Genomic DNA, 24782 nt, shown 5'->3' with positions numbered 1-24782 from the left:
CCGTAGGGTTCTCTCGTTGTAGCAACTGCCTTGAAGTGGCGTTCAAAAGTCAAGAGCGAACATTAATTTACTCTGGACTCTGGACTGTGGACTTTTGACTATTTCTTAAGTCTTTCTGGTAGACAATCTTGCCGAATCAAGTCTTGATAGGTTTCGCGCTGCAAAATTAAATTTGCTTCGCCGTTTGCCACTACAACTGCTGCCGGTCGGGACAAGCGATTGTAGTTTGATGCCATACTGTAATTGTAAGCACCAGTTCCCATAACTACGAGAATATCTCCTGGTTCAGTTTTTGGGAGTTGGGCATTTTGAATCAAAATATCTCCTGATTCACAATGCTTACCAGCAATTGTGACAGTTTCGGTTAAGGGAACAGCAATTTTATTCGCGACTACAGCTCGGTACTTTGACTGGTAAGTAATTGGACGGGGATTATCTGACATACCCCCATCAACTGCCACGTAAGTACGAATTTCGGGAACAACTTTGGATGAACCAATAGTGTAAGCCGTAACGCAAGCTGTGGCAATTAGCGATCGCCCTGGTTCACATAATAACTTAGGTAAGGCTAGATTTGCTGCTGTACAAGCTTCTTGCACTACTTCACAAATTGCCTTTACCCATTCTTCAATACTCGGTGGATCGTCTGATTCTATATAACGAATCCCTAAACCACCACCGACATTTAACTCTGTCACATTTAAACCATACTTAGCTGCATCTTGCAACCACTGCACCATTACAGCTGCTAAATCTTGATGGGGTTGGCGTTCAAAAATTTGCGAACCAATATGAGCGTGTAAACCGACACAATTCAAAGCTGATTGCTGGCTCACAAACGTAAAAACTTCGTCCAAATCGTTCGGATCGAAGCCAAATTTACTATCTAAATGTCCCGTGCGAATGTATTCATGAGTGTGGCATTCGATACCTGGAGTTAGTCGTAACATAATGCGAATCGGCACAAGAACAGAATTGTTTGCTTGCGCCTGAGCTATCTCAACCAAGGTTTTTAACTCATACCAGTTATCTACCACAATGGTGACACCAGACTCGATCGCTAAAGTTAGCTCTGGGCGAGATTTATTGTTACCGTGGAGGTAGATTTTCTCTGGACTAACACCAGCAGTCAGGGCTGTGTAGAGTTCCCCACCAGAGACAACATCGATTCCTAATCCTTCGGAGGCGACGATCGCACAAATTGCTAAACAATTCCAAGCTTTAGAAGCATATAGTACTTGAGATTCCCCTTGATAGTATTGCTTGCAAGCATCCCGATATTGCTGGCAAGCCAAACGCAGGGTTTCTTCATCTAAAATATATAAGGGTGAGCCAAACTGCTGCACTAGGGTCGTGATATCACACCCACCAATTTCCAAGCAGCCATGACTATTTACTCTAGCCGTCAAGGGTAGGAGTTCTTGATTGGGCGAAGTGTTACGCCTTGGAGGTAAATACTGACTACCAGTATGTTGAACCCCAATAGGGTGAGTCGATACCATAACTATAAGAGTTGTCCTTGTTCAAATTATGGGCGTGAGTTAGTCTCCCGATTCCCAGTTTACAAAGGGTTTGTAATCTTATTCAAATAAATGTGATCTCATTAGACTTAAAAATTCAACCACTGACATCAGAAGATCTGGGTGCAGTGCTAGAACTTGATAAAGCCTGTTTTGGCGGTCTTTGGACATTGGAAGGCTACCAAAGAGAGTTGGATAGTCCTAACAGCGATTTACTTGGTTTATTTTCCCCGGTCTCTAGCTTGAGTTTGCTAGGGATGGGTTGTTTTTGGTCAATTTTGGAAGAAGCTCACATCACAATTTTGGCAGTACATCCCCAATATCACTGTCAAGGTTTGGGACAAGCTTTACTCTATTCCCTGCTCAAGACAGCTAGCGATCGCGGTTTGGAGCGAGCTACCCTCGAAGTTCGAGCTTCCAACCTAGCGGCTATATCTTTATATCAAAAATTTGGCTTCAAAACAGCTGGGCGACGGCGGCGTTACTATAAGGATAATGACGAAGATGCCTTGATTCTTTGGATGTCAGATCTTCAGCAGCCACACTTTCAAGCAACTTTGCGCTCCTGGCAAACTATGGTAAGCGATCGCCTCAAAAAATCTTCCTGGCAATTCCTCTTTCCGTAGCTCTACATCCTGAAAATCACTACTCAATAGTTAATAGTCAACATTTCCAAGCGATCGACTCTTGTACTATGAACCGTAGAAATTTCATGAGAATTCGGCAGTAGACTTCATACCTTTGTGGGTAGATAGGAATAGCCACTAGCCAAATTGGGGTATTAGTCAACTGTCCCGAGTCCAGAGTCCTTGGTTCTTTCTCCCTTGTCTCCCCACCCTCTCCCACACTCCCTTGTCTCCCTGCCCTCTTGCCTCTTCACTATCTGCCAAACTTCTGATAACTTTGCGGTTGACTTTTAAGCAACTTCATGAAAAAAACACATTTTCTGCGACTAGTTTCTATGAGTATTTTTTATGAAATTTAAATTTCTTTTTTAAAATTTATATAAAATTAATAATGTTCTTGACTTTATCAAACAGAAATGCTAAATATATCTGTTTGGTAGTGGTTGGATAAATTCAGAATTTCAAAGTTTTTTGTGTGCGATCGACGCCAAAAAGGCTAGTTATGTCGCTCCCCTCAGTATAACAGCCACACAAAAGTAAAAAATATTCAATAATTACCCCATCGGTTGGGTGAAAACGCTTGGATTTCTTGTATTTTTTATACAGATATCCAAATGTCTAGCCTGTGCTAAAATCAGCGTACCGGCACGACGCAGGTGATGGGAAAAATGCCATGTTTGAACGCTTCACAGAAAAAGCTATTAAGGTAATCATGCTGGCCCAAGAAGAGGCCCGCCGTTTAGGCCACAATTTCGTCGGCACTGAACAGATCCTCCTGGGTCTGATTGGTGAAGGGACGGGAGTTGCGGCCAAGGTGCTGAAATCAATGGGCGTCAATCTCAAAGATGCCCGAATTGAGGTAGAAAAAATCATAGGCCGGGGTTCGGGCTTTGTGGCCGTGGAAATTCCTTTTACGCCACGGGCAAAGCGGGTTCTGGAACTATCCTTAGAAGAAGCGCGCCAATTAGGCCATAACTACATTGGCACCGAGCATCTCCTGTTAGGCCTGATCCGGGAAGGGGAAGGTGTGGCAGCTAGGGTGCTAGAAAACCTCGGCGTGGATCTATCTAAGGTCAGAACTCAAGTCATTCGGATGTTGGGCGAAACGGCGGAAGTATCCCCCGGTGGTTCATCCAGCCGCACCAAAACTCCAACTTTGGATGAATTTGGCTCGAACCTGACCCAAATGGCAACGGACAACAAGCTCGATCCAGTGGTGGGACGCGCCAAGGAAATCGAGCGAGTCATTCAGATTTTGGGTCGCCGGACAAAAAATAACCCAGTGCTGATTGGCGAACCAGGGGTTGGTAAAACAGCGATCGCTGAAGGTCTAGCATCGCGGATTGCTAACAAAGATGTCCCAGACATCCTGGAAGATAAGCGCGTAGTCACACTGGATATCGGCTTGCTCGTAGCAGGAACCAAGTATCGGGGTGAATTTGAAGAACGTCTGAAGAAAATCATGGATGAAATCCGCTCTGCGGGTAACGTGATTCTCGTAATTGACGAAGTCCACACCCTGATTGGTGCAGGTGCAGCCGAAGGCGCAATCGACGCTGCAAATATCCTCAAGCCTGCTTTGGCAAGAGGCGAGCTGCAATGTATTGGTGCAACAACCCTGGATGAATACCGCAAGCACATCGAGCGAGATGCAGCCTTAGAGCGTCGTTTCCAACCAGTAATGGTGGGCGAACCGACAGTCGATGAAACAATTGAGATTTTGTATGGTTTGCGCGATCGCTACGAGCAACACCACAAATTAAAAATCTCCGATGAAGCCTTGGTGGCGGCGGCAAAATTATCTGACCGTTATATTAGCGATCGCTACCTGCCAGATAAAGCTATCGACTTGATCGATGAAGCAGGTTCGAGAGTGCGGTTGATTAATTCCCAACTACCACCAGCAGCCAAAGAGTTAGATAAAGAACTGCGCCAAATCTTAAAAGAAAAAGATGATGCAGTTCGCTCCCAAGACTTTGACCGAGCAGGGGAATTGCGCGATCGCGAAATGGAAATCAAAGCCGAAATTCGCGCGATCGCTCAAAGCAAAACCAACGGCTCTGGTAACGAAGGTCTAGAACCCGTAGTTACAGAAGAGGACATTGCCCACATCGTCGCATCCTGGACTGGCGTTCCGGTGAACAAACTCACCGAATCCGAATCCGAGAAGCTGTTGCACATGGAAGACACCTTACATCAGCGTCTCATTGGACAAGAAGATGCTGTCAAGGCAGTTTCTAGAGCAATTCGCCGCGCTCGTGTCGGTTTGAAGAATCCCAATCGACCCATCGCTAGCTTTGTCTTCTCCGGCCCCACCGGCGTTGGTAAAACCGAGTTGGCGAAATCCTTGGCTTCTTACTTCTTCGGTTCGGAAGAAGCAATGATCCGCCTGGATATGTCGGAATATATGGAGCGTCACACCGTCAGTAAACTGATCGGTTCGCCTCCAGGTTATGTTGGCTATAACGAAGGCGGTCAGCTAACCGAAGCTGTAAGGCGTCGTCCTTACACCGTGGTGCTATTCGATGAAATCGAAAAAGCTCACCCCGATGTCTTCAACATGCTGCTGCAAATTTTAGAAGACGGTCGCTTAACCGATGCTAAAGGTCGCACCGTTGACTTCAAGAACACCTTGCTGATTTTGACATCTAACATCGGTTCTAAGGTAATTGAAAAAGGCGGCGGCGGTATCGGCTTCGAGTTTGCTGATGATGTCAGCGAATCTCAGTACAACCGCATTCGCTCCTTGGTGAACGAAGAATTGAAGCAATACTTCCGTCCAGAGTTCCTCAACCGTCTAGATGAAATTATCGTCTTCCGTCAGTTGAGCAAGGCAGAAGTTACCCAAATTGCCGAAATCATGCTCAAAGAAGTCTTTGGTCGCCTAACCGAAAAAGGCATCACCTTAGAAGTTACCGATCGCTTCAAAGACCGCCTCATTCAAGAAGGTTACAGCCCCAGCTACGGTGCAAGACCGTTACGCCGGGCAATTATGCGCTTGTTAGAAGATAGCTTGGCCGAAGAGATTCTCTCTGGTCGTATCAAAGATGGCGATACAGCCCTTGTTGATGTCGATGAAAACGGCAATGTGCAAGTTAGTTCGCAACAGCGTCGGGAATTATTATCTCAAGGCGCTGAGTAAGATTTAAAATTTCCGATTAAAAATGCAAACGGTAGAGTATTAATTGCTCTACCGTTTTTTGTTGGGAATATTTCCCCCAGCCATCAACAAACCAATTTCTTCTACTGTCGCTGTAGCTGCATCCAAAATTGCCACAAATTCACCTCTGTAGATGACAGCAATGCGATCGCTCATTGCCATCACTTCTTCTAACTCAGTAGAAATATACAAAATTGCTGCACCGCGATCGCGTTCTCTTAATAATCGCGAATGCACGGCGGTTGTCGCTCCCACATCTAAGCCGCGTGTGGGTTGCATAGCGATAATTAAAGCTGGTTCCCGCGCTAGTTCTCGCGCTAACACCACCTTTTGTTGATTTCCCCCCGAAAGCTGGCTTACCTTGATATCTTTACCTGTGGCGCGGATATCAAACTCTTGCATTGCATCTTGCGCATGATGTGCGACCGCTTCTTTTTGTAACAAAAAACGGCGACAAAAGGGCAGATATTTAAAAGCTTTTAAAATCAAGTTTTGGGCAATGCTAAATTGCAACACCAATCCCATTGTTTGCCTATCTTCTGGGATGTAGCCCACGATGCAAGGGTAATGTGTAAACTCAATATTACCTTGTTTGATAGTTTGTAAACCTGCTAATGTATCAGCTAATTCTCGCTGTCCATTACCATCTACACCAGCAACTCCTAAAATTTCTCCCGCCCGCAGTTCAAAAGATACATTATTTACAGCAGGAATACCTCTATCATCAGCAACTTGTAAATTCTGCACTGAAAGGATGATTTCTCTTTGCGATGTGGGGCTTTTATTTAACTGTAAAGCTACCTCTCGCCCTACCATCAATCCTGCTAACTGCTGAGGTGTGGCTGCTTGAGTTGATGTTGTTGCTACTACCTTTCCTTGACGCAAAACTGTTACCGTATCGCAGAGATTGATTACCTCTTCTAATTTATGACTGATAAAAATAATTGTGTTTCCTGCGGCTGCTAGTTGGCGCAAGATAACAATTAATGATTGTACTTGTGGCGGCGTCAAAACTGCTGTTGGTTCATCGAGAATCAACAATTTTGCTTGGCGATAAAGAACTTTGAGAATTTCTACCCGTTGTTGTATTCCCACAGGTAAATTTTCAACTTTGGCAGTGGGGTTAATTTCTAATCCGTATGCTTGAGATAATGCGGCGATTTCTTGTTGTTTTTGTTGTAGATTCAGTCGCCAAGTTTTCTCCGTTCCTAATATAATATTTTCAGTGACAGTCAATTGAGGTACAAGCATGAAATGTTGGTGAATCATGCCAATACCTAGTTTAATTGCCTCATGGGACGAGGTAATTTTTATTGGTTCTTCTTGGAGGTAAATTTGCCCAGCATCAGGTTGATAAAGCCCACTAATAATATTCATTAAAGTACTCTTACCTGCACCATTCTCGCCTAGGATGGCATGAATACTACCCGATTCAACATTGAGGCTGATATCGTCATTGGCAACAAAAGAACCAAAGCGTTTAGTAATATTTTCTAAGCGTAAATAGTTCATGGGAATAAAATTTTTAACTCGCAGTCAGGATTTTTGCCCTCACTACGAAACTTTTTTAGTACCTATACTAAATCTATGCTGTAGCTTTTTTGATGCAGCGTGTATCTTTACCTGCCTCTTTACAGTCTTCAAAAATTATTGTCTTATCAACAATCTCTTGCTTTGTCTTTAATGCCTTTTGCTTAACTGCTTCTGGTACAACTCCACCAAATTTCCCTAAAAATAAGATATCTGGTCTTTCAAGTCCAATTGTATATATTTGTCCTTTAATTTGTTTTTGTTTCGCGAGTTCTGCTATATAAGCTATGGCTAAATCCAAGCGTTTAACGGCACTGGTTAAAACAGCTTTTGGTGCAACATCTAATTGATCGTTAGTATTGCCAAAAGCGTATACTCCTTTTTCACTGGCTGTTTGTAAGACTGCGGCTGAGGCATTATCTAACCATTGATAGATGACATCAGCACCAGAAGAAATTAAAGCAAGAGTCGCTTCTTTGGCTTTAGCTACATCATTCCAGTCACCTGTAAATGTAGAAGTAATTTGAATGTTTGGTTTAACAGATTTTGCACCTAATTCAAATCCCCGAAGTTCGCCTTCTGTGGCGGGAAACTTCTCGCCTGCAATATAAGCTAATTTATTAGATTTAGTCACAGAAGCGCCGATTATGCCACATAAATAACTAGCTTGAAGATGATCTATTCGTAAAGAGGCAATATTTTCTCCCTTGAGATTACCATTTACACCCACAAAAAATGTGTTGGGGAATTGTGAGGCGACTTGTTCAATTGCGGCATCAAATTGCCCGCCATGCGCAAAGATGAGATTGTAGCCTTTACGAGCAAAATCTGTGAGTACCTCTGTTTGATCGGCTTGTGCTACTTTTTCTACATAGGCGGTTTCTGCACCTAGCTTTTGTTTGGCTAGGTTGACTCCCTCATATCCAGATTGATTCCAGGCTTTATCGGTGATGATTCCAGGGAGAGCGATCGCTATTTTAAACCCTTCAGTACCGCCCGTTGTTGTCTCTGTCGGTGTGCTTGGGTTATTGCTACAAGCTTTTAAAACTAAAGTACCCAATGCTGCTGAACCAAACCAGATAAATTGACGCCGACTCAAGTTGTTTGTCATACATTGCCTTTAGATAGATAGCTATTTCAACACTCTAAAGTCGTGGGAGATATTTGGGAAGCAGTTTTTCAATTTTTCTCACTGTTGACTGAAGACAAAATTAGATAAATCAACAAAACTGAAGAAATATGAGTAAATCAAGAATCAAGTGCAACCAATGTATAAGAATAAGGAACTTTGGCGCGTCATCCTAGCGGTATCGATCATTATTGTGGGAATAACACACTTTGTTGTGCCACAACCATACGTCAAAATTATGCCTCCGCAACTGCCATATGCTTTAGGATTAGTGTATCTCAGTGGCTTTTATGAAATTTTGGGTGGTATAGGCTTATTAGTTCCGCCTGTGAGTCAAGCTGCTGCTTGGGGATTAATTTTGTTATTTATTGCAGTTTTCCCTGCGAATATTAATATGGCGGTTAATCATATTAAGATTGAAACTATACCCTATTCAGATTCGCCTTGGTTGCAAGCAATTAGGCTTCCCTTCCAAGCAGTTTTTATTGCTTGGGCTTGGTGGTATACCAAACCTTCAGATAAAGAAAAACAAGCTTCAATAATTCCTAAGTCGTTGATTCCTAAAGAGTTAGACTGGTAGTTTGATAATATTATGAGTACATCACAAACAGTACAACAATTACAAGCAGAATTAGTAACATCAGAAAACTTTCGGCGTTACGGACAGGTGATTTTTCCGAGTGCAGATGGTAAGGCTTTTGATGGCGAAGATGCTCAATTAAATCTGCAAAATGGCACGCCACGCTTTTATATTATGCGTCTGCAAAAAAGAGGGCGAAAGTTTCATAAAATTACTCGCCACGTGCAATGTACTCAATGTTTAGGTTCTTTAGAAGGGAAAGATTGGTTAATTGCGGTTTGTCCGCCGCATAATGAATTGAATGAACCAGTGTTAGAGGAGATTGCAGCTTTCCGCATTCCAGGGAATTGTTTCATTAAATTAAATGAGGGTACTTGGCACGCAGGCCCTTATTTTGAGCATGAGTTTGTGGATTTTTATAATTTAGAATTGAGTGATACGAATGTGGTGGATCATTTCACTCATGATTTTCTTAAGAGTCAAAATTTGGAGTTTGAAATGATCTAGATAGATGATTTTATAGTTATAGAATTGGCAACTAGCTATGATAAATTTTTGCTATGGTGTAGCGCATCTAGTATACAGTCAGGCTTTTTTGCAAAAAGTTAATATTATTAATACTGACTTTTCATAAGTTGCTTTCTTAAATATTTAATAATTATTGAACACGCATTTTAATGGTTTTTCTAAGGAACCCATAAATCATTAACGGGGCTATCTAAATTAATAGCTAAAACTATTCCTACCTCTTTTTCAATAAAATGTGTAATTATCTCAAAAGCATCTTGGCAATTTTTCCGTAACTTCTCATCATAGTTATTAGGAGATTTTGGATCAGCATGAACTATTTTATTTCTCATCTGTCTAATTTTATCAATTTTTTTAAATGTATTGAATTCTATCAAGCCAGAAATTTCAAGAATATTTAAAATAGTACTTATTGTATAATCTCTGCCGATTAGAAAAGCTTTCCTTTCAGAATTTATTCTTTTACAATTAATTTCAATGCCTTCATCGTTAATATAAGTGACATTTTGATTTTTAGATTCAAGGAAATTACTGCACAAGTTAGAGACAAAAGATTCTATAATAAACCAAGATAGAACAAGTGAAGTGGGATAATTAGCAATTTTATATTCACTTAAACTTTTAGTTACTTCAGCCAAAACCTTAACAATTTTTTGGTTACTGTAAACTGTAGAAAAGTTTGAATTTAAAAGATTAAAAACAGATTCTGGTAATTCTTTTCTTTGAAATCTAAAAAAAATATTAGTACAATTACATAATAGTGGAAATCTCCGTACAGCTTGAAATACTATTGCAGATGGTGAGATTTTCATACCTAACTCTTCACCATTATCAAAAGCTATCCCAAAAATATCTTTACTAGAAATTTCTGAAATTTCAAAATATTTAATTCCGGTTTTTAAAAGGCAAGAATCCAATAAAAGATAAATACAATTTAAATAATGTATATATTTAGACCATTCAACAAAAACTTCTTTTATAAACCTTATATAGTTTTCACTAGATGACAAAGAATTACGATCTACTTCTGCATATATACTATCAATCTGATTAGATATTGCTGGAATTCTTAAAAGAATCATCCCATCTTTACAAATTTTTAATGTATAGCCATCGTGATAGTAAACAAACTCTTCTTTAGATAGCAGAGACGAAATATATTGTTCTATCTCCTCTCTTTGAGATGAATTTATATACTTGCAAAAACTATCAATGTCAACTTTTGCTCCTGCCCAAAAGGGTAATGATGTATAAAAACCAATAAATCTTTCCATAATTATATCCAACTTTCAACCGACTAAGTTGTGTATTTGTCTCTGATTTTATTAGAGATTAAACAGTATATGCAAGAAAATGCTTGACTGAGACAGATATTATTTTGATTACTATAGATGTAACAAATTCATGCTCTCATTTGTTGATACCTGAAATTAGACAGTTGCCTAGTATACTTCTCAGGTATGAATATATGTAAGCATAACAAAATTCTCAAATACCACTTTACAAATTTGTGGGTAAAATTCTAGATAACTGCCCACAGATCTAACGAAGGTTTCTTAGCCGAGATTTTTTAAATGCGATCAGATTTTATTTAAAAAAACATAAAGAACCGCAGAGAACATAGAGGTTAGCTGTTAAGGTTTTTGAGATGTTGCCAAATTCTTTCTGGTGTCATGGGGAGTTGGCGAATTCTGCATCCTGTGGCGTGGGCGATCGCATTGGCGATGGCTGGGGCTGTACAATTGGTGGTAATTTCGCCTACACCTTTGGCACCGAAGGGCCCGTAAGGATCGGCGGCTTCGACTAAAATTACTTCCATTGGTGGCATATCTGCGGCGGTGGGAATGCGATATTGACGCAATGTGGGGTTAACAATTTGTCCTTGTTCGTCAAATAATAATTCTTCGGTTAAAGCATAGCCAATTCCCATTGCAATTCCACCTGTTGCTTGTCCGTGGCACATTCGTGGGTTTATTGCTTTACCTAAATCAATGGCTTGCACGCATCGTAAAACTTGAACTTTGCCTGTTTCTGTATCAACTTCTATTTCTACACCTTGCACGGCAAAGGTTAATGTTGATTCATCTGCTGTATAGGTAACTTCGACGCTGGTTTGATTTGTGGAAAGTAATTTTTCGGCTACTAGTTTAACAGCTTGCCCAGAAATATAAACTGTTGCCGAAGCATAAGAACCTGCATCAAAAGGCGTTTCTTGGGTATCGCCAGAAATGATATTAATATCGGTAACGCTAACATTTAAAACTTCTGCTGCTATTTGTCGTAGTGTTGTATCTGAACCTGTTCCTACATCTACGCTACCTGTTCTTAATTCATATTTACCATTGGGTAATAAGGATAATTTAACGCTAGCAACGTGGATTTTACATAAACCACTTCCTTGCATAGAAACGGCAAACCCGATACCACGGCGGCGCGAACCTTCGATAATTGGTGGTGTATTGGGAACATAATTTAGAGACTGGATAACTTTTTCCCAGCATTCTTGAACGGCGTAACTCCCAATTAAGTTAAAGTGGCTATCGGCGTTACCTAAATTAATTACATCTCCCGCACGAATTAAGTTTTTACAACGCATCTCTACGGGGTCAATATTTAATTTTTGAGCAATTTCATCGATTTGGCTTTCCATTATAAAAGTGCCTTGAGTTGCACCATAACCGCGAAATGCACCCGCAGGCATTGTATTTGTATAAACGGCGTAACCTTGAAATCTTTTATTAGGACAACGATATAAACCTAAAGGTATATATCCTGATAAAAATACCACTGTCTGTCCGTGATTGCCATAGGCACCTGTGTTGCCAATTACTTTCATATCTTGGGCAACAATTGTACCATCGGCTTTTACGCCAGTTTTGATTTGAATTTTCATCGCATGGCGACTATTTGTGGCGGTAAATTCTTCTTTTCTAGTAAATTCCCACTGTATGGGTTTACCTGTGCGTAAGGTTGCTAAAACACACAAATCTTCTGATAAAATCTCTTGTTTATTCCCAAAACCACCACCAAGTTGTGCTTTATAAACTCGGATTTTATCTTTAGGTAAGTTGAATATTTGCGAGAGTAATCTTTGACAATGAAATGGTACTTGGGTACTGGAACGAACAACTAAAGTACCATCAGCTTCTAGCCAACTAATAGTTACATGAGGTTCTAAATGGACGTGTTGAACTGCTGGTAAATTATAGGTATTTTCGACAATTACATCTGCTTCTTGAAATCCCTGTTCTACATCACCAGATTCGAGAAATATTTTGCCAGAAATGTTGCGATTTCTATCAGGTATTTGGGTTGATTCTGGTTCATCGTGAATCACAATACCACAATCGTTCATCGCTTGTTCGGGGTCGAGAATATGCGGTAAGATTTCGTAATCGACGGCAATTAATTCACAAGCTTGTTCGGCAATACTGGGTGATTCAGCAACGACAGCCGCCACGCGATCGCCTACAAATCTTACTTTATTATCTAATAAGTAACGATCTAGGGGATCGGGCACAGGTTCAGAATGACCGGCGGTGGTGTAGGGTATTCTGGGAACATCTGCGTGGGTAAAAATCGCCACGACACCAGGGAGTGCTTTGGCTTTGGCGGTATCAATGTTGCGGATACGAGCATGAGCATAAGGCGATCGCAGTACTTTAAGATGAAGTAATCCAGGTAGAGAAATATCTGCTGTGTATGATGCTTTCCCCGTAACAATGGCTGTCCCATCTTGTTTGGGAATGCTTTTTCCCACAGACTCGAAAGAATTTGGAACCGCCGATGCACGCTGATAAACGCCGATAGAAAATCTGCGTTCATCGGCACGGCAGTTGCTACAAGTCGGGAAACCCGCCCAACGCACTGCCTCGTTTATCGGCGGTTGATAATATTCCAAAATACTTTCAACAATCGCCTGATAACCTGTACAACGACAAAGATTTCCTTTTAAAGCTAAACGTAATTCATCTTCTGATAACTCTGATAACTTAGCCGCACTCATAATTGCACCAGGAGTACAAAAACCACATTGAAAACCTTGTGCAGTCAAAAATGCTTGCTGGATTTCTGCAAGTTCTCCATTTTGAGAAAGTCCTTCAATTGTAGTTACTGATTTATTCGCAATTCGCATTGCTGGGTAAATACAACTATGAATTGGTGTGTCATTTACCCAAACAGTACAAGCACCACAATCACCAGAATCGCAAACACGATGTACGCCAAAATAGCCTAATTGACGTAATAAAGTTAAGAGGCTAGTTCCTGGGTGACAAGTTTCTGTATAAGGTTGATTATTAACATGAAATTTTAAAGTTTCTAGCATATTATTGTAGCGTTCGCCCGATTAATATTGCTGTCATTTCCTGACGATATTTTGCACTTCCTCTAAAATCTTCAATAAAATTTTCTCTCTCTAAAAGGGTAAGATATTCTCTTTTTAAAAAATCTATATTTTTAAATTCAAATAATCGGGGTGCAGCAACACTCGCCGCAATTACACAACGTATTTGTTGATCATTTTTAGCAGTGACGACAATTGCCAAAGCTGGGTCTGTGGCTGCTATACTCAAACGTTGATAATTGACTTGCCATTTTAAATTAGACAAGGGAATTAAAACCCGCCTGAGAATTTCCCCTGACTGTAAAATTGTCTGGCGAAAACCAATTTGAAAATCTTTAGCTGCAACTTGATGTGACTCTCCCCGCAAATTCCAAATCTCATAACTTGCATCCAAAGCTACCATTAGAGGAGCTAAAGTTCCTACCGATAAAGCTAGACAAATATTTCCGCCAACAGTTGCCACATTAATTACTTTTAATGACGCTGCAAGTGCAGAAATAGCACTTTTTAAACCCTCTATTGCCTTCCATTCAGCCAACCAAGAATATTCTAATAATTTAATTAACGGACACATTGCCCCAATAATTAAATAATCTTCTTTAACCTCAATTTCTGACCATCCTAAATGCTGTATATCTACTAGCACTTTTAGCTGTGGTTGTGGTTCTGAAAATAGCCACGTTCCACCCGCTAACCAAGCCCAATCTTTACCCCAGTTAGCGATATTTTCCAAGTCATCAGGACGTAAATAAGTTTGAATATTTGGCAAATCCATTGATTTACCCAATTAAATAATTTAAAGATTTATCAAGAAAAACTCAGCGTTACTTTGCGTTTAAAAAAAGCTATAAATACAAAGCTGTACTTCGCTTGCCAATTACGATAACACAAGTTTATTAGAAAAAAAGGGTATCCTAAGTTTTTCAAAGTTAAAGTCAGGTTGCAAATTAAACCTGAGATAATGTGCGTTTGCGTATAGTTGCTGCGGCATATTTAAGTATGGTTAGCGATTCCAAAAGAAATCCAATCGTCCTGATACATGGCTACTCTGCATCCGGCGAATCTTTTAAAGTGTGGGAACAGAGGCTAGAAGCACGTGGCTATGATGTTTCGACTATCCATATTTGTAGTTATGTAACGCTAACTAACGAAGTAACAATTAAAGATATCGCTGAAGGCTTTGATCGCGCATTATCTATAGATGGTGGTTTAGCGCCCGATGAAGAATTTGATGCGATCGTTCATTCAACTGGAATGCTAGTAATTCGTTCTTGGTTGACTACCTACTCCAGTAAGCGGCGCAATCGACTCAAACACTTAATTGGACTAGCACCTGCAACTTTCGGTTCGCCTTTAGCCCATAAAGGACGCAGTTGGCTGGGCGCAATGTTCAAGGGAAATAAAGAATTCGGCCCCGACTTTTTAGAAGCAGGCGATCGCGTGCTTGATGGTTTGGAATTAGGAAGCAGGTTCACTTGGGATTTGGCGCATAAAGACTTATTAAGTAGCGAAGTATTCTATGGAACGAAAACTGACACGCCTTATGTCTTTACTTTCTGCGGTACAAACCCATATAGCGGAATAGCTAAATTTATCAGCGATCCTGGTACTGATGGTACTGTGCGCTGGGCGGGATGTGCTTTAAATACTCGCAAAATAGTACTTGACCTGACGAAGCAGCCAGAACAGGGTCAGCGAATCGATTTTGATGGCTCAAGCAATGATGGTATCGCGCCCACAGTACTAGTGAAAGGGTTAAATCACAACACAATTATGAGCAATCCTAGCAATGAACTTGTGGATGCGGTCTGTGAAGCGCTGGAATTTTCCCCAGAACAGAACATTCAGGATTGGTACTACAAAAATAGCGATCGCCTCACACCGAAGGATATTAATCCTTGGCAACAGTTTATCGTGCGGGCAGTGGACGAACGCGACGATCCCATTCCCGATTACTATATTCAGATATTCACCCAAGGTAATGAGGAATTCCAAGGACTTGAGAATTTTGGTATCAACGTCCATACATATAGCGGCGATAAAAGCCTCCGCTGTTTCTACGTCAACCTGAACGGTATTCTCAATCCACAAAATTTATTGCTACCAACGACTTTACCCAATTTAGTGATGCGCGTGATAGCATCATCTGGTTCGCAGTTAATCGACTACTTGGGAATCAAAAATTCCGGCGAATGGGATGCACAACTGGATATCTCATACTTACTGCGCGAGTCCAAAGTCAAGCTTTTCTGGCCGTTTACAACTACTCTCATTGAGTTGAAACTCAATCGGGAACCTCGCAAAGAAGTAGCACAATTTTTACAAAGGATAAAGGCTACTAAAATATATTAAATATTGACTAATTACTCAACGAAAGTCGTAGGTAATTTCTCTATTTCGTTAGAGTAATTTTAAGACGTTCTTCAGATGTTTCTCGCTTTTTCAGATTCTAGAATCCAGAAACGATGAGGTCATATTGAAGGAAAATTTTTATGAACAAAACTTATTTCCTGAATATCAGTCTCTTGCTTGTACTCTTGGGGTTGAGTGCTGGTAATACGCACGCCCAAACTACATCTAGCACTGCTACAGATGTGCCGAAAACCCTGCAAGTTCCGACAGACCAAAGCCTTCTGTTCAAAGCATCGGCTAAAGGTTCACAAATATATGTTTGCAAACTTAAACCAGAGAATCTTGATGCTTTCGAGTGGACGCTGAAGGCTCCAGATGCAGTATTGTTTAACGAGCAAGGACAATCGCTAGGGAAACATTATGCTGGCCCTACCTGGGAATCGAATGATGGTAGTAAAGTCATCGGTCAAGTAAAAGCTAAAGCTGATGCACCACAAACCAGCACAATTCCCTGGTTGCTGTTACAAGGGCGATCGCATCAAGGTAATGGTATCTTTAGTCAAGTCAATTGGATACAGCGCTTGCATACTGTTGGCGGTAAAGCCCCAAATCAAGGTTGCGATCGCGCCCACGCCAACCGCGAAGTTAAAGTTAGTTATCAAGCGGATTACTATTTTTGGGGCGTTCCTAGTAACAAGAGCGTTAACAGACAGACGAATCCATAATAGTTTGATACTGAAGTAGTGCTAGATAGGTTTGTTGGTAAGCTGAAGTTGTAGCGATCTCAGATCGGATGCATTAGTTGCGATCGCTACTTCCACAGTTCAATAGGCAAACTACAGCTTAGGGCGGCAATGCAAAAACTTCTTTTTAATCATAGAGATAGCTTTAAAGCGCAGGCCCTATTCCTTGGTAAGAAGATTAACCTACAGACATTAGAGAATTACGTTTGCTTGGCAACTATGCCACTAATGGTTAAAGTCGGCGAACAAGGCTGTGCAGTGCTGCTAGGCTATGGTGCCGTTGTCCTGTTTAACCTTGAACCTGTGGAGAAAGCAGCCTTCTTGACCGAAATATCCTCTCAAGTTAGCGGATCTTTTGCCAACCCAGAGATGGAAGAAGTGGAAGTTCATCTAAATATGGCAGAAAGTGAGCGAGTCAAAGAAGGAAAAATTTTTCTGCATGAATTTAGTATTGAACGCTTGCAGATAGTAGCTGATATTCTCGCTAAGAGTGCTGTGCTGTCTCATTATGAAACTAGCCTAGCGACTGTATTCGATCAAATTGAACCGTTTGCAGCTAGTCTCCAAAGCGAACACAGAAGTAAACGTAAGAGTCGGGAATTACTGTCTCAACTTGGGACTACTCTGTTAGTTCAACATAAAATTGTCGGTCGAGTAGAGATTATCGATAAGCCAGAGTTGCTTTGGGAATCACCACAACTAGAAACCTTATATCTGCGCTTAGAGGATGAATACGAAATCCGCGAGCGTCACAATGCTCTAGAACGCAAATTAGAGCTAATTTCCCAAACAGCACAAACAGTACTGGAGTTTATGCAGCATAGCAGTAGCCAACGAGTAGAGTGGTATGTGGTGATTCTAATTGTGGTGGAGATTTTATTGTCACTGTACGACATCATTTTTAAAGGCTAATTGATGACTCCTACGCTCAAATAAATTCTCTTGCGATCGATGAAAATAGAGGCGAAAGCAAGTCAACTAGTTACCCCTGTTGAGTTTGAGGCGAGAGAAAATAACCTCCAGTTTTTAGTAGTTACTCTTTTCAAGAAGGCAGGAGACAGAGGGCAGAAGGGATCAATTGGAAGGGGATTGTGACTCCTCCCAAATCTTCGATATGTCCGGTTCTTTTTTCTTTACCCAGGTTTTCTAAGGTATGGCGGTACTGGGTTTCTAAAGCATCACTAATTCTGACACATCTTTAATACGCGATGCCTGTGGCAACCCCTTTGGGGAACGCACTACCCATCTCTGTACGCTAATACAGTAAGAGCGATGTCTGACGACAAGCCACTGCGTGTCTACGCATCACCAATTTTGACACGTATAGTAACAAGCTCTATTACGCAACTTGATAAACTGTTGGCTGTGGAAGCGGTTCATTTGTGGCTTCGTAAGCCATAATTAAAGATTCTAACGCTTCAATACCGTTCGCCACAGCCTCCTCATAAGTATCGCCATGAGTGCGCCAACGCTGTCCGGGAAAATCAGGAAATCCAACTAAGAAGCAGTTGTCTTCAACAGACCATTGAATCAACATTTGATACTTAAATTTACTCATCTTCCTGCTTCTCCTGCTGTTGTTTCTCCTCTACCTCTTTTATAGCTTGTTGTACTTCCTTTTCTTGGTAGGGTTTAGCGTCCGAGCTATCTTTACCTGAAACTGTTAGCTTTCCAGCATATAAGGGATGTATCCAGTTAGTGTGGCTTCCTTTCCCTGAGAGTTCCGTAAAACCTACTTGGCGTAACCATTGTTTTAACTCCCTAATTTTCTTAGGCATTATTTTAGATTGACTATCAACCACAGCATATTAACTGGAATGTGCGATCGCGCTACTATTGAATTTGACATTGATATAGCCAAAGCGATCGCAGGCGTTAAAGGCTGAAAATATCAAAGCTCACCCCAATCTTTAGAAAGTATGAATAATACCTTCTGTCACCGCGGACAAATAATTAGTTAATGTACAAAAAACGAGCGCGGAGGGATTTGAACCCCCGACCCACAGAACCGGAATCTGTTGCTCTATCCACTGAGCCACGCGCCCTCAATCTTTTACATTATAACACATTTGTCATTGGTCAAGAGTCCAAAGTCAAAGGTCAAGGGTCAAGGGTCAAGTATTAATAGGCAATAGTGATTTCTTCTCCCCCTGCTCACTGCTCCTCTGCTTCTCCTCTCCCCACACTCCCCACACTCCCAATTAAAGATAATTAGCGGGGTCTATAGGTGTACCATCACGTCGCACTTCAAAATGCAGGTGAGGCCCGGTAGATAAACCCGTGGAACCGACAGCCGCGATCGCTTGTCCGCGTTGTACTCCTTGCCCTTCAGAAACGTATAATTCGCTGGTATGACCGTAAAGTGTAGTAATACCGCTGCCGTGATCGATAATTACAGCTTTACCATAACCGCCGTACCAGCCAGCAAAAATTACTGTTCCCGAATCTGCTGCCCGAATTGTACTACCATAACTAGCGGCAAAATCGAGTCCGGCATGAAAGCGGCGATAACCAAGAATCGGGTGTACCCGCCAACCGAAAGGACTGCTGGTAGGTGCATCGCTGGGTAACGCCAACATTCCCGTGCCGCGAATGATGATATTTTTACTGCTGCTGTTGGTTTTCGCTTGCGCCTCTGCTATTTTTTGTTGAATTAAGGCTTCTAGATTTTTAGAATCTTGCTCTAGCTGATTTTGTGCGGCTTCTAAAGCCAAGCGATCGCTATTTAAGCGTTGAATCACTTCTGATTGCAACTGTGCTTGAGCCTGATAATCAGCTTTTTGCGCTAGTAATTGCTCGCGAATCAAAGCAACTTCGTTTTTTTGCTGTTCTACTGCGGTTTTCTGCTGAACAATCGAGTTTGCTTGTTGATTGAGTTTGACTAAAATTTGCTGGTCTGCTTGGTAAACTAACTTTAGCTGATGACGGCGGCTAATAAAATCGCTGATATTTTCGCTTTGCAGCAAAACTCCCCATCCTTGACTTGTAGGCGATCGCTGAAGGAAGCGCAACCTTGCAACAGTTGCTACTTGACGTTCTTCATAGGAACGTTCCGCCACTGCTAAATCAGCCTCTAACTTTTGCAGGCGTTCAGCAGCTAGTTTCAATTGCAATTCACTATGTTGAATGTGGCTATCAGTAGTTTTAAGATTTTGCTTGATTCCTGTGAGGCGATTTTGCGCTGCATTTTGCAGATTATTTAAGCGATCGCGTTCTTTAACTACACTCTGACGCTGCTGCTTAACTTGTTGCTGCTGCTGCTTGAGAGTATCAATTGATGGAGTAGTAGCTGCTTGTACTGGTAATGCTGGGATAATTAGCAAAAAAATTATACATAGAAACCAGCTAATTACTAAATTCCACCAACCAAATCTCTGCTTTGCAAAAAATGGCGCTCTCATGGTGTGAGATTGCCAAAAGCGATCGTTCCAACCAAACACCATGAGGATTAGTTGCAAAATCAGGCTCACCTACTCAAATGCGCTATGTATCAAGTTTGTCAGCCACGTTTTAACATATACATCCCAGCAATGTCACGATAATTCGTAATTGTTAATTCATAATTTGTAGTTAATAAGTAGAATTACGAGTTACTAGTTATATGAATATACGCAAAGCAATTCTTTTAATTACTTTAGTTATTCCTGGTTTAGCAGTAGTGGGTATATCGCTTTATTGGTTTATTTTGGATTACGATGCGCTGGGAAAAGCTGAGAATTACATCGAAAAGCTAGCAAAAGATGAAAAAGTAAATGATAGACAGTTAGATTATGCCTATCATCGGACTTTAGCTCATCGGATTAATGTATTTGCTGACGGGACTTGGGGATTAATCGGAGGAGTAATTACAGGACTTGGTATACATGGGTTAGCGACTATCCCAGAGCAACACAAGAGCAAATCAGATAAGTCATAACTGATTCGCTTTCCAATTTGCCAAATCAGCCAAAGAGCGATCGCGGTAACGTCCATAACGCTCTTGTTTATTTTTGATTTTCACACCCAATTCGGGGAAAATACCAAAGTTAGGCGGCATTGGCTGAAAGTGTTTGGGCGAAGCGGAACTGATAAACTCAAACAACGCTCCCATCATGGTTGTAGGTGGTAGAGTTAAAGCTTCTTTCCCCAAAGCTAGCCGTGCAGCATTAATTCCCGCCAAGCAACCACCCGCGGCTGCTGCGGTGTAGCCTTCAGTTCCAATCAATTGTCCAGCAGCCAATAAGTTAGGACGCTGTTTAAATTGCAGAGTGGGATGCATCAGTTGGGGAGCATTGATAAAAGTGTTGCGGTGCATCACTCCCAACCGCACAAATTCTGCATTTTCTAAACCAGGAATTAACCTAAATACTCGCTTTTGCTCGCCCCAACGCAAATTAGTTTGAAATCCTACCATGTTCCACAGTTGACCGGCTTTGTCTTCTTGGCGCAACTGCACAACTGCATAAGGACGTTCCCCGGTACGGCTATCAGATAATCCTACTGGCTTCAGGGGGCCATAGCGCATCGTATCTTCTCCCCGCAGTGCTTGTTCTTCAATGGGTAGACAAGCTTCAAAGAATTTTGCTGTTTCTCGTTCAAAATCCTTTAATTCTGTTTGTTCGGCTTTCTTAAGTTCTTCCCAGAAGTGCAGGTATTGCTCCTTATTCATGGGACAGTTGAGATAAGCAGCTTCGCCTTTGTCATAGCGAGAAGCCATAAAAGCAATATCGCGGTTAATCGATTCTCCCACAACGATGGGACTAGCAGCATCAAAAAAGCTGAGGTATTCCATTCCTGTTAAGCGGCGGATATCTTCGGCTAAGTCGGGACTGGTTAAGGGGCCAGTTGCCAAAACTACTATACCTTCAGGAATTGCGGGTACTTCACCGCGACGGAATTCAATTAAAGGATGATGAGATAGAGTTTCTGTTAACTCTTGGCTAAATTGTCCTCTATCTACAGCTAAGGCTCCACCAGCCGGAACTGCGTGTTCGTCGGCTTTGGCAATAATAATAGAATTAAGCTGTCTGAGTTCTTCGTGTAATAATCCCGTAGCGCGATCGCTCGCCATTGCACCAAAGGAATTACTACATACTAATTCTGCCAGATGTTCTGTGTGATGGGCAGGACTAAAGCGATTTGGACGCATTTCATGCAAAATCACCGGTACTCCAGCCTGCGCTATTTGCCAAGCTGCTTCTGTTCCAGCTAGTCCACCTCCAATCACGTGTATCGGTTGTTGAGTCATAGTTAAATGATGAATTCCTGGTTCAGTTAAAGATAATTTGCTGGGAATTTATGTATATTCATCATATCGTCCTCACTCAATCAGATAACTGCCACTACTCAAGTGAGAGCGCTTGCTTAAATAGCAATGACTTTTTCTATGCGATCGCGCAAGAATAATATTAGAGATTGCGATCGCATTCAATTACTGACTTTCCCAGAGTTAAATTTGACCGCAGAATAGATTTTTTAGCTAGAAAATTAGGTAATAAATTTTACGAAAATATGAGGTAAATTTTTATCTTTTCCTGATTTTGAAGCTAGAAAGCACAAGGAATGATGCCTTTTTAATGGATTGCAGCAGCAATTACTATTTCGGGAGCCACAATTGCCATTTTCGAGTACTCAGTTGCTATTTCGTATACTACATTTGCCGTTTTAGACACTACATTTGCTATTCCGCACACTACAATTGCTATTTTGGAGTCGTCAATTGCTGTTTCGGAGTACTCAATTGCCATTTTTGACACTACAATTGCTATTCCGCATACTACATTTGCCGTTTCGGAGTACTCAATTGCCATTTCGGCAAGTGCAATTGCTATTATCCCTTCTGCCGTCTACTCTCTGCCTATTATCAAGACAGTTATTCCCCATTGTATATATCGTCTAATCTGGGTAAACAGTATTAGCTTGTACTCACATTAGTCTCATTCATCCCCTTGCGGGGAAGAGAGATGGAAGACTTATGCTTAACTCAACCGTAGTTAGTGAGCTATTTTTGTATAAAAATTAGCTTGACTAGTTGAAAAAGCCAAGCTGTAGCTAGTATTAGTAATGCTCATTAGGTTTACTCAAATTGAGCCAGAACAATTTCCTTCTCCTCATCAGGGAATTGCGCTACTAGTTTTAGGGTACCGCCAAGAGCCTTAATATAACGAGAGAGCGTTGCAACTTGAATATCTTCTTGATTTTCCAATTCAGACATACTAGAACTAATAGCATTGAGGTCTTTTTCTAAATCATCTTGTGAAAGCCCCAATGATTCTTGTAGTTCCATCAAGGTAATATGAAGTAGCGCAAGTTTAGCACGAGTATCGCTCTCCGCCCTTTGCTCTGGTGTCATTCTTTTTCGCAATTCGCTAAAAGGCTTTGTTTTCATATTAATCCTTCATCTTGAAGCTCTTTTAATAATTCATCATAGAGCTGATCTGCTTTTGGTACATTTTCCTCATACCAGCGATCGTTACCCACTTTGTTACCTCCTAAAAGGAGTATCGCAACTCTACGAGGATCAAAAGCATACAAAATGCGATATGGGTTTCCTTGATGTTGTACTCGAAGTTCTCGCATATGTTGGTAACGAGAACCTTTTACACCAGAACTTTAAGGAAAGGGAAGGTTAGGCCCCTTTTCTGTAAGTAAGGTGACAGCTGCATCAATCGAGACTTGCGTTTTTGCATCAAGTGTTAGCCACCACTGCTCGAACTCGTCTGTATATTCTACTTCGTATGCCATACTGTTTCATTTTCTGTTGATTCAATACAGCGTGCTGTTTGCTGATTGAATTGTTAATGCCCTTCTAATTCTCCTAAAAGACGTAGTTTAACTAAATATGAGATTATTTGCTGATTTATTTTTGTTGCTGAAAGAGATTATTAAATAATTTATAGCCGTGTAACTCATAGCCTCATTCATCCCCTCGCGGGGAATAAGTTAGATATCCGATGGATAACTTAGGCTGCGTCACTTTCCGTGAGGCGTTTCCATCCCCTTGCGGGGAAAGTGTAAGCGTAACTTCTTGACCCCTTGGGTGAAATGGATTAGCCAGCGGAGTTTCCATCCCCTTACGGGGGAAGTGTAAGCGTAACGTTTTGAACAACATCCAACAGGAAGTTTTAACTTTCAAACGTTTCCATCCCCTTGCGGGGGAAGTGTAAGCGTAACTCTGGTATCCGATTCAACTCTAGAGTGATAGAGAAAATATTGTTTCCATCCCCTTACGGGGGAAGTGTAAGCGTAACAGTTAGCATCGAATCAATACCAGTGTTCTCAATTAATGTTTCCATCCCCTTGCGGGGGAAGTGTAAGCGTAACAAGGTAACGATGGTTTTAAACGTAGCAGTATTGTGAAGTTTCCATCCCCTTGCGGGGGAAGTGTAAGCGTAACTACTTTGGATTAATAGTGCATCTGCACCTACTGATGAAGTTTCCATCCCCTTGCGGGGTAAGTGTAAGCGTAACTGGGCTAAGTGGTTAGCTACGCTCCCATCCTGAGCGTTTCCATCCCCTTGCGGGGGAAGTGTAAGCGTAACATACAAAGGTAATCAAGTTTTGATTCAGGAAATAAGTTTCCATCCCCTTGCGGGGGAAGTGTAAGCGTAACTCCCAAAATGCCTGAGAACAAGCCTCACCTTTAAACGTTTCCATCCCCTTGCGGGGGAAGTGTAAGCGTAACCCTTTAGCTGCCTTATTAAGATCATCTAACGCTTGTCCTAGTTTCCATCCCCTTGCGGGGGAAGTGTAAGCGTAACCTTTATCTTTAGTTTGTTCTTTTACAGAAAAGTTTCCATCCCCTTGCGGGGGAAGTGTAAGCGTAACTAGCTATCGTAATCAATTGGAAGCATACTACTCTTCTATGTTTCCATCCCCTTGCGGGGGAAGTGTAAGCGTAACGATTATGAGTCATATCTAAAACAAAGTAGCAAGTAAGTTTCCATCCCCTTGCGGGGGAAGTGTAAGCGTAACTGGCGTTAATATATCGGTCAACTGGCAATGGGCATTCAATACAGTTTCCATCCCCTTGCGGGGGAAGTGTAAGCGTAACCTTTTAGTGCATTAGCTCCAATCGCTTCAGCAGTAGGTTTCCATCCCCTTGCGGGGGAAGTGTAAGCGTAACCCATATTAGTGTGATCGTACCCGCCAACGCGAGATTTGGTTTCCATCCCCTTGCGGGGGAAGTGTAAGCGTAACCTTTTTCTGATGAAGTTCAGGAATGGACATTTGACAAGTGTTTCCATCCCCTTGCGGGGGAAGTGTAAGCGTAACGGAGCGACGCGCGACC

Annotated in this window: 22 protein-coding genes, 1 tRNA gene and 1 CRISPR repeat array (1 of these 24 cut by a window edge); of the genes, 8 read left to right on the top strand and 15 right to left on the bottom strand. The window is 41.5% G+C overall.

Features of this window, described 5'->3' with window-relative positions; translation table 11 throughout:
- Positions 1-98: 98 nt before the first annotated feature.
- Complete coding sequence (lysA, locus tag AACU33_RS03220; protein WP_096587014.1) at positions 99-1502, bottom strand: diaminopimelate decarboxylase; 1404 nt, start codon at positions 1500-1502, stop codon at positions 99-101.
- Positions 1503-1594: 92 nt separating this feature from the next.
- On the opposite strand from lysA, the gene rimI reads away from it, so the two are divergent.
- Positions 1595-2146, top strand: coding sequence for a ribosomal protein S18-alanine N-acetyltransferase (gene rimI, locus AACU33_RS03215; RefSeq protein WP_096587013.1), 552 nt, complete (start codon positions 1595-1597; stop codon positions 2144-2146).
- 673 nt (positions 2147-2819) lie between these two features.
- Positions 2820-5288, top strand: coding sequence for an ATP-dependent Clp protease ATP-binding subunit (locus AACU33_RS03210; protein WP_096587012.1), 2469 nt, complete (start codon positions 2820-2822; stop codon positions 5286-5288).
- A gap of 48 nt (positions 5289-5336) precedes the next feature.
- Here AACU33_RS03210 and AACU33_RS03205 read toward each other — a convergent pair whose 3' ends face one another.
- Together AACU33_RS03205 and AACU33_RS03200 are read right to left on the bottom strand one after the other, a co-directional pair.
- Positions 5337-6818 (bottom strand): ABC transporter ATP-binding protein, encoded by a 1482-nt coding sequence (locus AACU33_RS03205; protein WP_096587011.1) that lies wholly within the window; start codon positions 6816-6818, stop codon positions 5337-5339.
- A gap of 73 nt (positions 6819-6891) precedes the next feature.
- Positions 6892-7947, bottom strand: a complete 1056-nt coding sequence (locus AACU33_RS03200) for a BMP family protein (RefSeq protein ID WP_096587010.1) — start codon at positions 7945-7947, stop codon at positions 6892-6894.
- 157 nt (positions 7948-8104) lie between these two features.
- Here AACU33_RS03200 and AACU33_RS03195 point away from each other — a divergent pair, with 157 nt between their 5' ends.
- The gene (locus tag AACU33_RS03195) at positions 8105-8545 is read left to right on the top strand and encodes a DoxX family protein (protein WP_096587009.1); all 441 of its coding nucleotides are present in this window, start codon (positions 8105-8107) and stop codon (positions 8543-8545) included.
- 12 nt (positions 8546-8557) lie between these two features.
- Positions 8558-9052, top strand: a complete 495-nt coding sequence (locus tag AACU33_RS03190; RefSeq protein WP_096587008.1) for an ureidoglycolate lyase — start codon at positions 8558-8560, stop codon at positions 9050-9052.
- A gap of 179 nt (positions 9053-9231) precedes the next feature.
- Here AACU33_RS03190 and AACU33_RS03185 read toward each other — a convergent pair whose 3' ends face one another.
- From AACU33_RS03185 to AACU33_RS03175, 3 genes are all read right to left on the bottom strand, one after another.
- A complete protein-coding gene (locus AACU33_RS03185) occupies positions 9232-10347 on the bottom strand; it encodes a hypothetical protein (RefSeq protein ID WP_096587007.1) in 1116 nt (371 codons plus the stop codon).
- A gap of 353 nt (positions 10348-10700) precedes the next feature.
- On the bottom strand, positions 10701-13400 hold the full coding sequence (locus tag AACU33_RS03180) for a molybdopterin-dependent oxidoreductase (RefSeq protein WP_096587006.1): 2700 nt from the start codon (positions 13398-13400) through the stop codon (positions 10701-10703).
- A gap of 1 nt (position 13401) precedes the next feature.
- A complete protein-coding gene (locus AACU33_RS03175) occupies positions 13402-14193 on the bottom strand; it encodes an FAD binding domain-containing protein (protein ID WP_096587005.1) in 792 nt (263 codons plus the stop codon).
- Between the two features lie 224 nt (positions 14194-14417).
- Here AACU33_RS03175 and AACU33_RS03170 point away from each other — a divergent pair, with 224 nt between their 5' ends.
- The 3 genes from AACU33_RS03170 to AACU33_RS03160 all read left to right on the top strand — a co-directional run bounded on the left by AACU33_RS03170 (position 14418) and on the right by AACU33_RS03160 (position 17425).
- Positions 14418-15770, top strand: a complete 1353-nt coding sequence (locus tag AACU33_RS03170; protein WP_096595108.1) for a hypothetical protein — start codon at positions 14418-14420, stop codon at positions 15768-15770.
- A 140-nt stretch (positions 15771-15910) separates the two neighbouring features.
- On the top strand, positions 15911-16495 hold the full coding sequence (locus AACU33_RS03165; protein WP_096587004.1) for a DUF3455 domain-containing protein: 585 nt from the start codon (positions 15911-15913) through the stop codon (positions 16493-16495).
- A gap of 129 nt (positions 16496-16624) precedes the next feature.
- On the top strand, positions 16625-17425 hold the full coding sequence (locus AACU33_RS03160; protein WP_096587003.1) for an RMD1 family protein: 801 nt from the start codon (positions 16625-16627) through the stop codon (positions 17423-17425).
- 427 nt (positions 17426-17852) lie between these two features.
- Here AACU33_RS03160 and AACU33_RS03155 read toward each other — a convergent pair whose 3' ends face one another.
- The 4 genes from AACU33_RS03155 to AACU33_RS03140 all read right to left on the bottom strand — a co-directional run bounded on the left by AACU33_RS03155 (position 17853) and on the right by AACU33_RS03140 (position 19914).
- Positions 17853-18071, bottom strand: coding sequence for a type II toxin-antitoxin system HicB family antitoxin (locus tag AACU33_RS03155; RefSeq protein WP_017653080.1), 219 nt, complete (start codon positions 18069-18071; stop codon positions 17853-17855).
- Positions 18064-18291 (bottom strand): type II toxin-antitoxin system HicA family toxin, encoded by a 228-nt coding sequence (locus AACU33_RS03150; protein WP_096587002.1) that lies wholly within the window; start codon positions 18289-18291, stop codon positions 18064-18066. Before AACU33_RS03150 ends, AACU33_RS03155 begins: the two co-directional genes overlap by 8 nt.
- Before the next feature lie 194 nt (positions 18292-18485).
- Positions 18486-18558, bottom strand: a tRNA-Arg gene (locus AACU33_RS03145).
- A gap of 156 nt (positions 18559-18714) precedes the next feature.
- Positions 18715-19914: a peptidoglycan DD-metalloendopeptidase family protein gene (locus tag AACU33_RS03140; protein ID WP_096595107.1), complete on the bottom strand. Its 1200-nt coding sequence runs from the start codon at positions 19912-19914 to the stop codon at positions 18715-18717.
- Between the two features lie 200 nt (positions 19915-20114).
- Here AACU33_RS03140 and AACU33_RS03135 point away from each other — a divergent pair, with 200 nt between their 5' ends.
- Positions 20115-20429 carry a hypothetical protein gene (locus AACU33_RS03135; RefSeq protein WP_096587001.1) on the top strand — a complete coding sequence of 105 codons (315 nt, stop codon included), beginning with the start codon at positions 20115-20117 and terminating at the stop codon, positions 20427-20429.
- Here AACU33_RS03135 and trmFO read toward each other — a convergent pair.
- From trmFO to AACU33_RS03110, 5 genes are all read right to left on the bottom strand, one after another.
- Entirely contained in the window at positions 20424-21740 is a 1317-nt protein-coding gene (gene trmFO, locus AACU33_RS03130; protein WP_096587000.1) for an FADH(2)-oxidizing methylenetetrahydrofolate--tRNA-(uracil(54)-C(5))-methyltransferase TrmFO, read from the bottom strand. The two genes, AACU33_RS03135 and trmFO, sit on opposite strands and share 6 nt — an antisense overlap.
- A gap of 325 nt (positions 21741-22065) precedes the next feature.
- Entirely contained in the window at positions 22066-22302 is a 237-nt protein-coding gene (locus tag AACU33_RS03125) for a hypothetical protein (protein WP_096586999.1), read from the bottom strand.
- 266 nt (positions 22303-22568) lie between these two features.
- Positions 22569-22880 (bottom strand): XRE family transcriptional regulator, encoded by a 312-nt coding sequence (locus AACU33_RS03120; RefSeq protein ID WP_096586998.1) that lies wholly within the window; start codon positions 22878-22880, stop codon positions 22569-22571.
- Positions 22877-23071, bottom strand: coding sequence for a type II toxin-antitoxin system RelE/ParE family toxin (locus tag AACU33_RS03115; protein WP_339375725.1), 195 nt, complete (start codon positions 23069-23071; stop codon positions 22877-22879). The genes AACU33_RS03120 and AACU33_RS03115 overlap by 4 nt, the downstream gene beginning before the upstream one ends.
- Before the next feature lie 33 nt (positions 23072-23104).
- Entirely contained in the window at positions 23105-23236 is a 132-nt protein-coding gene (locus tag AACU33_RS03110; protein WP_339375724.1) for a hypothetical protein, read from the bottom strand.
- Positions 23237-23480: 244 nt separating this feature from the next.
- Positions 23481-24782: direct repeats of the CRISPR family, unit length 36 nt; unit sequence GTTTCCATCCCCTTGCGGGGGAAGTGTAAGCGTAAC (it continues 53 nt past the right edge of the window).

Source organism: Calothrix sp. NIES-2098 (genome assembly GCF_963875125.1).
Taxonomy (GTDB): domain Bacteria; phylum Cyanobacteriota; class Cyanobacteriia; order Cyanobacteriales; family Nostocaceae; genus Aulosira.
The sequence above is the reverse complement of the archived record's forward strand: the minus strand, read 5'-3'. Positions and strand labels throughout refer to the sequence as shown.

What these genes read in the sequence shown, in the direction of transcription:
- AACU33_RS03140 (WP_096595107.1), bottom strand. Translation starts at nt 19,914, where the DNA reads ATGAGAGCGCCATTTTTTGCAAAGCAGAGATTTGGTTGGTGGAATTTA.
- trmFO (WP_096587000.1), bottom strand. Translation starts at nt 21,740, where the DNA reads ATGACTCAACAACCGATACACGTGATTGGAGGTGGACTAGCTGGAACA.
- AACU33_RS03135 (WP_096587001.1), top strand. Translation starts at nt 20,115, where the DNA reads ATGAATATACGCAAAGCAATTCTTTTAATTACTTTAGTTATTCCTGGT.
- AACU33_RS03195 (WP_096587009.1), top strand. Translation starts at nt 8,105, where the DNA reads ATGTATAAGAATAAGGAACTTTGGCGCGTCATCCTAGCGGTATCGATC.
- AACU33_RS03165 (WP_096587004.1), top strand. Translation starts at nt 15,911, where the DNA reads ATGAACAAAACTTATTTCCTGAATATCAGTCTCTTGCTTGTACTCTTG.
- AACU33_RS03205 (WP_096587011.1), bottom strand. Translation starts at nt 6,818, where the DNA reads ATGAACTATTTACGCTTAGAAAATATTACTAAACGCTTTGGTTCTTTT.
- AACU33_RS03200 (WP_096587010.1), bottom strand. Translation starts at nt 7,947, where the DNA reads ATGACAAACAACTTGAGTCGGCGTCAATTTATCTGGTTTGGTTCAGCA.
- AACU33_RS03185 (WP_096587007.1), bottom strand. Translation starts at nt 10,347, where the DNA reads ATGGAAAGATTTATTGGTTTTTATACATCATTACCCTTTTGGGCAGGA.
- AACU33_RS03175 (WP_096587005.1), bottom strand. Translation starts at nt 14,193, where the DNA reads ATGGATTTGCCAAATATTCAAACTTATTTACGTCCTGATGACTTGGAA.
- AACU33_RS03150 (WP_096587002.1), bottom strand. Translation starts at nt 18,291, where the DNA reads ATGCCTAAGAAAATTAGGGAGTTAAAACAATGGTTACGCCAAGTAGGT.
- lysA (WP_096587014.1), bottom strand. Translation starts at nt 1,502, where the DNA reads ATGGTATCGACTCACCCTATTGGGGTTCAACATACTGGTAGTCAGTAT.
- AACU33_RS03210 (WP_096587012.1), top strand. Translation starts at nt 2,820, where the DNA reads ATGTTTGAACGCTTCACAGAAAAAGCTATTAAGGTAATCATGCTGGCC.
- AACU33_RS03120 (WP_096586998.1), bottom strand. Translation starts at nt 22,880, where the DNA reads ATGAAAACAAAGCCTTTTAGCGAATTGCGAAAAAGAATGACACCAGAG.
- AACU33_RS03190 (WP_096587008.1), top strand. Translation starts at nt 8,558, where the DNA reads ATGAGTACATCACAAACAGTACAACAATTACAAGCAGAATTAGTAACA.
- AACU33_RS03155 (WP_017653080.1), bottom strand. Translation starts at nt 18,071, where the DNA reads ATGAGTAAATTTAAGTATCAAATGTTGATTCAATGGTCTGTTGAAGAC.
- AACU33_RS03180 (WP_096587006.1), bottom strand. Translation starts at nt 13,400, where the DNA reads ATGCTAGAAACTTTAAAATTTCATGTTAATAATCAACCTTATACAGAA.
- AACU33_RS03125 (WP_096586999.1), bottom strand. Translation starts at nt 22,302, where the DNA reads ATGGCAATTGAGTACTCCGAAACGGCAAATGTAGTATGCGGAATAGCA.
- AACU33_RS03110 (WP_339375724.1), bottom strand. Translation starts at nt 23,236, where the DNA reads ATGGCATACGAAGTAGAATATACAGACGAGTTCGAGCAGTGGTGGCTA.
- AACU33_RS03160 (WP_096587003.1), top strand. Translation starts at nt 16,625, where the DNA reads ATGCAAAAACTTCTTTTTAATCATAGAGATAGCTTTAAAGCGCAGGCC.
- AACU33_RS03170 (WP_096595108.1), top strand. Translation starts at nt 14,418, where the DNA reads ATGGTTAGCGATTCCAAAAGAAATCCAATCGTCCTGATACATGGCTAC.
- AACU33_RS03115 (WP_339375725.1), bottom strand. Translation starts at nt 23,071, where the DNA reads ATGCGAGAACTTCGAGTACAACATCAAGGAAACCCATATCGCATTTTG.